The sequence below is a fragment of the Psittacicella hinzii genome (genome assembly GCF_003585935.1).
Taxonomy (GTDB): Bacteria; Pseudomonadota; Gammaproteobacteria; order Enterobacterales; family Psittacicellaceae; genus Psittacicella; species Psittacicella hinzii.
Genome location: NZ_NRJG01000182.1, coordinates 1 through 6,815 on the forward strand (window position 1 = coordinate 1; position 6,815 = coordinate 6,815).

Annotated in this window: 5 protein-coding genes and 2 tRNA genes; 4 read left to right on the plus strand and 3 right to left on the minus strand. The window is 35.2% G+C overall.

The window, feature by feature from the left end:
* Positions 1-291 precede the first annotated feature (291 nt).
* From CKF58_RS07885 to yjgA, 3 genes are all read left to right on the plus strand, one after another.
* Positions 292-2,754 carry a S16 family serine protease gene (locus CKF58_RS07885; protein ID WP_119532668.1) on the plus strand — a complete coding sequence of 821 codons (2,463 nt, stop codon included), beginning with the start codon at positions 292-294 and terminating at the stop codon, positions 2,752-2,754.
* A 178-nt stretch (positions 2,755-2,932) separates the two neighbouring features.
* A complete protein-coding gene (gene fabA / locus CKF58_RS07890) occupies positions 2,933-3,445 on the plus strand; it encodes a bifunctional 3-hydroxydecanoyl-ACP dehydratase/trans-2-decenoyl-ACP isomerase (RefSeq protein ID WP_222987773.1) in 513 nt (170 codons plus the stop codon).
* A 10-nt stretch (positions 3,446-3,455) separates the two neighbouring features.
* Positions 3,456-4,016 carry a ribosome biogenesis factor YjgA gene (yjgA, locus tag CKF58_RS07895; RefSeq protein ID WP_119532672.1) on the plus strand — a complete coding sequence of 187 codons (561 nt, stop codon included), beginning with the start codon at positions 3,456-3,458 and terminating at the stop codon, positions 4,014-4,016.
* A gap of 159 nt (positions 4,017-4,175) precedes the next feature.
* Here yjgA and CKF58_RS07900 read toward each other — a convergent pair whose 3' ends face one another.
* On the minus strand, positions 4,176-4,874 hold the full coding sequence (locus tag CKF58_RS07900; RefSeq protein ID WP_119532674.1) for a hypothetical protein: 699 nt from the start codon (positions 4,872-4,874) through the stop codon (positions 4,176-4,178).
* A gap of 189 nt (positions 4,875-5,063) precedes the next feature.
* Here CKF58_RS07900 and CKF58_RS07905 point away from each other — a divergent pair, with 189 nt between their 5' ends.
* Positions 5,064-6,383: a BUD32 family EKC/KEOPS complex subunit gene (locus tag CKF58_RS07905; protein ID WP_147397246.1), complete on the plus strand. Its 1,320-nt coding sequence runs from the start codon at positions 5,064-5,066 to the stop codon at positions 6,381-6,383.
* A gap of 213 nt (positions 6,384-6,596) precedes the next feature.
* Here CKF58_RS07905 and CKF58_RS07910 read toward each other — a convergent pair.
* Both CKF58_RS07910 and CKF58_RS07915 read right to left on the minus strand, forming a co-directional pair.
* A tRNA-Ser gene (locus tag CKF58_RS07910) sits at positions 6,597-6,687 on the minus strand.
* A gap of 34 nt (positions 6,688-6,721) precedes the next feature.
* A tRNA-Ser gene (locus CKF58_RS07915) sits at positions 6,722-6,812 on the minus strand.
* Between the last annotated feature and the right edge of the window lie 3 nt (positions 6,813-6,815).

The following is a 6,815-nucleotide window of genomic DNA, read 5'->3' on the forward strand; positions in this document are numbered from 1 at the left end:
TAAAAGAATGAAATACTCGCATGGTTTATTTATATTTTACTAACTAGTTATACTTGTAACTAGTTCAGGTTCGATCTATTTTTGCTAAAAATTATAGCATAAACCACAAGTTTATATTTAGACTATGCCTTAACGAGCATAGTCTTTAAATTGACTTTTATGCTTGTGAACCTAGTTTAATTAGATGAATATGGTAAAATACCCCTATATCTTTTATTCGTAATTTACTGTAAATAAGAAGAATAAAAGTATAGATAACTTACCCCTAATTAATCTCTTTTTTTTATTATCATGTTACAAAAACTGACACCAGCCGAGTTAGATCTCGATTTTCAGTTAGAGCGTGTTTGGCAAAAATTTAGCCCTGCACATGTACACTTATGCCAACTAATTAGCCAGCAGAATTTAGAAACAAGTCTGTCGCAATTAGTAGCTAATTACATTAAGGTAGAACTAAATACTGCACAAGCAACTAAACTACCAAAACTAACTTTAGACTTAGAGTTAGAAGCTCAAGCAATTGAACAAGCTTTAATGCAACTAACTAAGCAAAGCGACACCCAGGCTTTACAAACTTTACAAGCGCAATTAGTTGCTCAATGGTTTATTTATGATGCATTTTTAGATAAATTTACCGCTTTACTTAACAAGCAAACTAAAGTTCTCGCGATTCGCCAAAGTAATAGTTTAGTGAAAGGGCAACATTTATTCCTGCAAAAATTAACTAGCAAACTAAACCAAGCATTAGGTCATGAGATAAGCTTTGCTCCAAGTCTTTATAGCAAGCTCGAGCAAGTACAAGCACAAGTACAACAAGCTTTAAATGCAAATCATAAATTTAGTTTACCTGAAATTATCCAAGCCCAACAGGTTGCTACTTATGATTACTGTGTACCAGAAAACTTTAATCGCAGCGCTCTTTTTGGTATCTATACACCTGCCAAACAAGAACAAGAAGCTAGTTATACTCCTGGTCTATTAGCAAGTAACAATACTACAATTGCTATAGGTGCTAATCAATTATTACAAAATCCTAAACTAGCTAGTGAACTGCTACAAACTTTAGCCCAAGGTAATTTTACTTTACAACAAGCTGCTAATAGTAAAACGCAAGACTTAGCTCCTGAAGTTACTATTGCCTGCCAAGCTAATCTTGTAATTATGTTCAATGGCGAGAACGAAGAAGCATTACTTACCTTACTTGCTACTAATATCGATAAGTATTTAGTGCAAGCTGTATATAAGAGTAGTAATAATCGCTTTGATTTATTTACTGCCACACGTACTCCTGATCGTGAGATCTTTTTACAAGCTTATGAACAGCAGGTGAATAGTGTAGTTGAAAGCGCTAAAGCTGAAAACGAAGAGCTTGAGTTACCTGAACATATTTATAAAGAGAGCGCAAAACCGGAAAAAGGTTATGATCGCAGTAAGCTCTTTAGCCATGTGAATGCAGATCAAGAACTATGGCATGAGATCTCTTACACGCAGTTAAATAGCTTACAAAAACTTAATCACAATCAATCGCATTTAAGCTCACAAGAGGGCGCTCAAGACATCTCTCAAGAAAGCTCACAAGAAAGTACGCAAGAAGCAAAAATTAACTCTATATCCGCGAAAGTAGTTCCAGCTCATATAAAAATTGAAAAAGAGCTAACCACTAAACTTGAGCAAGCTCTTAGCCAAGCTTTACCTAATAGTTTATATATAGTTACCAAAATGCTAAGCTTAATGAGCTTACTTAAAGAAGGTGAAAACTCAATCGAATCTGCTACTGCGCGTAGTTTAATTGTACAATTACTACGCTACAATGAAACTAGCAACCGTATTTTCTGGGCAGTGGATAAAATTGCCTATTATTTACGTTTAAGCCAAGGTAATTATCATAAGCTACAAACTATCTTAGCCCAAGAGGCAAATCTCAGAAGTACGGAATATGAATCTTTACTTAACTTTGTTTTAGATGGTTATCAAACGATCTATACTAATGAGATGAAAGTAGGGATGGTAAATGGCTTGGCATTCTTAGACACTAATGAAATCGGTAAAGAAGATTTTGGTACAGCCATTCGTATTTCTTGCTTAGCCCATAATGAAGCTGGACAAACTTTAGATGTTGATAGTGAAATCGAATTAGCTGGTGGCTTAGCCCGTAGAGCTAATATTATTAGTACTACTTACATTAAATCGTTATTTACGGATAATATTGATTTTAGTGCTTCAATTCTAACCGAACAATTATACGATCCAACTGATGGGGATAGTGCTTCGGTAGCTAGCTTTATGGCTCTAGCTTCAGCGCTATCACAATTACCAGTTAAACAAGGTATTGCCCTAACTGGAAGTATGGATCAGTTTGGTAATATTCAAGCCGTAGGTGGTATCAATCAAAAAATTGAAGCTTTCTACGATATTTGCCAAGCTCGTGGCTTAGATCGCAGCCAAGGAGTGGTTATTCCTGCCGTAAATATTAATAATCTGTGTTTAAGAGCTGATATTGTTACAAGTATAGCACAGGGAGATTTTCATCTGTTTGCAGCAGATCATGTAAGTCAAGTTTTTGAACTTCTTACTGATGTGCCATTTGCTACAGACAAAGATGATAAAACTACTCTTAATGATGAAAACGATAAATACCAATCAAGTTATCTTGATTTAACTAATGCCCAAACTTCACTAATTAGTGCAATTTTACAAAATTTACAAGCTGACAAGAGCTCACGCGGTTCTTGGTTAGCGCGTTTATTTGCTTAAATATTTTGACCCAGAATTTTATTCTGGGTCATTTTTTGCTTGCAATGCTTTAGCTTTGATATAATAGCACTGATAAATATGCTTTAGGCGTACATACAGAGCGAATTAATTGTTGATAATTAATTCAGGTTACAGATTTTAGTGGTCTAAAAGATAGACCTATTTTGTAAAGGACATTATGAGTAGACCTACCTCTTATTCATATGAAGATCTAATTAAATCTTCACAAGGTAAACTTTGGGATAAAGGACCGCAATTACCTGCACCAAACATGTTAATGATCGATTCTATTGATGTTATCGATGAAAACGCAGGCAATCATAATTGTGGTTATATTGAAGCTACACTAAACATCAATCCTGATCTATGGTTCTTTGGTTGTCACTTTATCGGTGATCCAGTAATGCCAGGTTGTTTAGGTTTAGATGCTATGTGGCAATTAGTAGGCTTTTTCCTAGGTCACTTAGGTCACAAAGGTAAAGGTCGTGCTTTAGGTGTAGGTGAAGTTAAATTCACTGGTCAAGTGTTACCAACTGCGAAAAAAGTTCAATACCGCATCAACTTAAAACGTGTTATTGCACGTGGTTTAGTAATGGGTATTGCTGATGGTGAAGTTTTATGCGACGGTAAAGTAATTTACGAAGCGAAAAACTTAAAAGTTGGTTTATTCCAAGACACCACAACTTTCTAAAAAATTTTATATGGCAAGATTTAAAAAAGATTTTGATTGGGCGCAAATTGAACGAGATCAACAAGCTGACGAAGAAATTATTTACGTTAGTAAATCTGAAATCAAGCGCGATGCTCAAGATTATCGTAAAATTGCAGCTAATCTTGTAGAATTAAATCTCAATAAAATCTTACCTCTTGGATTTAGTTCTACCGTAATTGACGCAATTAAAGCTGCTAAACAAATGAAGAGCATGGAAGCGCGTCGTCGTCAAATTAATTACGTAGCTAAACAATTACGTAGTTATGATCTCGAAGAGCTAAATCAACTATTAAAAGAAACTGATCCGACTGGGCATATTGCTGCTGGTTCAGATGTAAATATCGATAAACAAATTCGTGTAACTATCGACCGTTTATTACAGCCGCAATTTACATCTCGCGCTTTAGATGCTTTAGCCAAACAAGAGGCTAATTTTGATCGCAAACTTGTTCTAGAACTATTAAAGCAAGCTAAGCCTGGTGAAGATCCTTTAAATACCGATCTATGGAACTATTTTTACGAGTTTTTCCGTAATCGCTTAAAAAGTTAATAGACGAAAAGGTGGATATTATCCACCTTTTTGCATATCTAAATTATTCTAAATTATAGAAATGATGAAAAAAGCTATAAGCGAACAATCGCTTTAACTAGTAAATATATATGGGAGTATGTAAGTTTGTTTTATGCTCTTTGCAGAACAGCTCATAAACTAAAAATATTTTAGCGGAGCATAATAGCTTTGCGGTTGATAGTAAATCTGTGAGGCAATAACAAAAAAGTACATAAAGTTTATCCCTCTAAAGCTCATTATCGACCATTCTAAAATGTGCGGAGCGGTTGGCATCAGCGTTTTATAACTAAATCCTTCCGAATCACTATCTGTACCATAATAATAGCCCACTGCATAAGAATAAATATTAAACATATTCTGCAGTACACTATTAAGGTAACTATACATTTGATTTAGCACTAACTCGATTAATTCAGGATCATGACGAGCAACAAACATATCTAAATGCTGTTGTTCATTTACCCAATCACGGGTTGTGTAAAGATAATTATAAACCTCTTCTAAATCAATATATAAACGTAATAGTGCCGAACGTTGCTCGGTCGTCTCATCTGGATCAAAATGACTGGCAAAGGTAGCTAGAGGATTGAGTAGTACTCCGTATTTTAAATTATTAAGTACTCCCTCGGAAATTTTAACACTTTCTCGTGCTTCAGGTTGATTAGCACGTTTTATAAATGCTCGAACGGCTGGGATTAATTCCCGATAATAGTTCACCAAAGCATTAACTTGTGCTTGGTGTTGAACTTGATATGGAGTTAACGTCGGATGAGCATAAGCTTCTACTAATTGCTGCACCCGCTGATTATCTTGTTGTTCAAAATCTTTTTTTGACATAGAGTATTCTCGCTTTGCTTAAGCAATTGGTAAAACTCTTACTAATTCCTTAGTTAAATTTATAGCTATGAGGATAATTTGTTAAACTATATAAAGAGTGACTAACCGTTATCGTTTAACAAATATTAAGTATTTCTTACTTAGTATATAGACAAAAACTTATTTATCTAGATTAGATAGGAAACTTTTATGGCATATTTCTTGCGGCAAGATTTACTTAGGAGTCTACAAAAGGATAGTTTGCAGACTACAGCATTAGGCATCCTAGCTCAAGTTGCTTTACCTACGATTAATTTAGCAGATTTAGCTGACTTAGTTATCCAAAATGAGCGTTTCCAAGTGCATCCTCTTGCTAAGTATTATACGCCTAATCTGTGTACGCAAGATATAAGTTATGTTTTTATAACAGACAAACTAGTCAAACTAGAACAAGTGATGCAAATCTATTATGAACAGCAGTATAGTTTTGCGGTGGATCACTATTTTCCTAGTTTAGCGCAACAAAACCTAAGTGTTATCCATAAATTTACACATAATCTTGGTCGAGGTTTAAGTAAAGCACTTTCGCGCTTTAGGCATTGGTTTACTTCACAAAAACAAGGGATAAACATTGATCTCGAGCAGATTTTACGTAACCTAAGCAAACTACAACTACAAGCAGTATATATAGATCAAGCTGTCACTCTCACGCGCCAACAATGGTTAGAAAGTATTCCCACCATTAAAAGTTTACTGCTCAATTTTCTATTACGCGCTCAAAACTTGCATATAAGTTTACCTTTAGCTATTTCTAATGAACCTATTTATTTACCATTAGAAAACAACGCTTTGTTAAGTTACCAAGATCCAAGTTTGTACTTTATAACCAGTAAACAACAAGCTTATCTACCGCTTTTAGCATGGTATAACCATGCTACTGGACAAAATACCATTCGTATTCATCATTTTACTGTAGATAATAAAAACAGCGAAGATCCGAGTAATCTAGCGTCGTCTCAAGCAAGAGTAAATAATGAGCAAGATAATCAACCACAGGAAAGCTTAAGCACTAAGCAAGTGGTTAATGAGAGCCCCACGTCTGAAACTCGTCTTAATCCGTATTTTTTAATTGATTTACAAGCCCCAAATGTTGAGCAAGAAGAACTCATTATTGAAAATCAAGCCATTTCTTTAGGACAATTAATCTTACATACTAATTATCCCGAGCAAATAGTTTATCAACAATTAGGAGAAGCTTTAGCACGCTTGCATTATTGGGGTCTAGCCTTAAATCAAGGTAATAATACTCGTTCTTGGGTATATAGCTTAAACGCAGATAATTGGTTAGCTTTAGATTTACAGCAAGCTCAACTTTATACGTCTTCTGCTAGTTGGATGCAAGAGGATATTAATACCCTCCTCGATGAAATAAATATCCTTAATCAGAGTCAAATCGGCTATTTCTTTCTCGAAGACTGGCAAGCAGTTGTTAAAGGCTATGAGGATTACTTTGCAGAACTTAAGGATTAAAGCAAAAATATAATCTACTAACTTACTCTATCGTTATCGATAAGTAATTCCGCTCTCCCCTAGACTACGATTAGTAGTAATTAATTCTAGCCAGAAATTTTCTTAAAAAGAAGATACAAAAAAGCCTGATACTTATTGTACCAGGCATTTTTATTGCTTATTATGAAATATATTAAAGAAAAACCAAATGATCTCTCATTTGGTTTTAAATAGTGGCGGAGGAAGTGAGATTCGAACTCACGGACGGCTACAAACCGTCGCCGGTTTTCAAGACCGGTGCCTTAAACCACTCGACCATTCCTCCGGAAATCAGGGGACAAAGCTTAATTAAATAAAAGTGGCGGAGGAAGTGAGATTCGAACTCACGGACGGCTACAAACCGTCGCCGGTTTTCAAGACCGGTGCCTTAAACCACTCGACCATTCCTCCGGA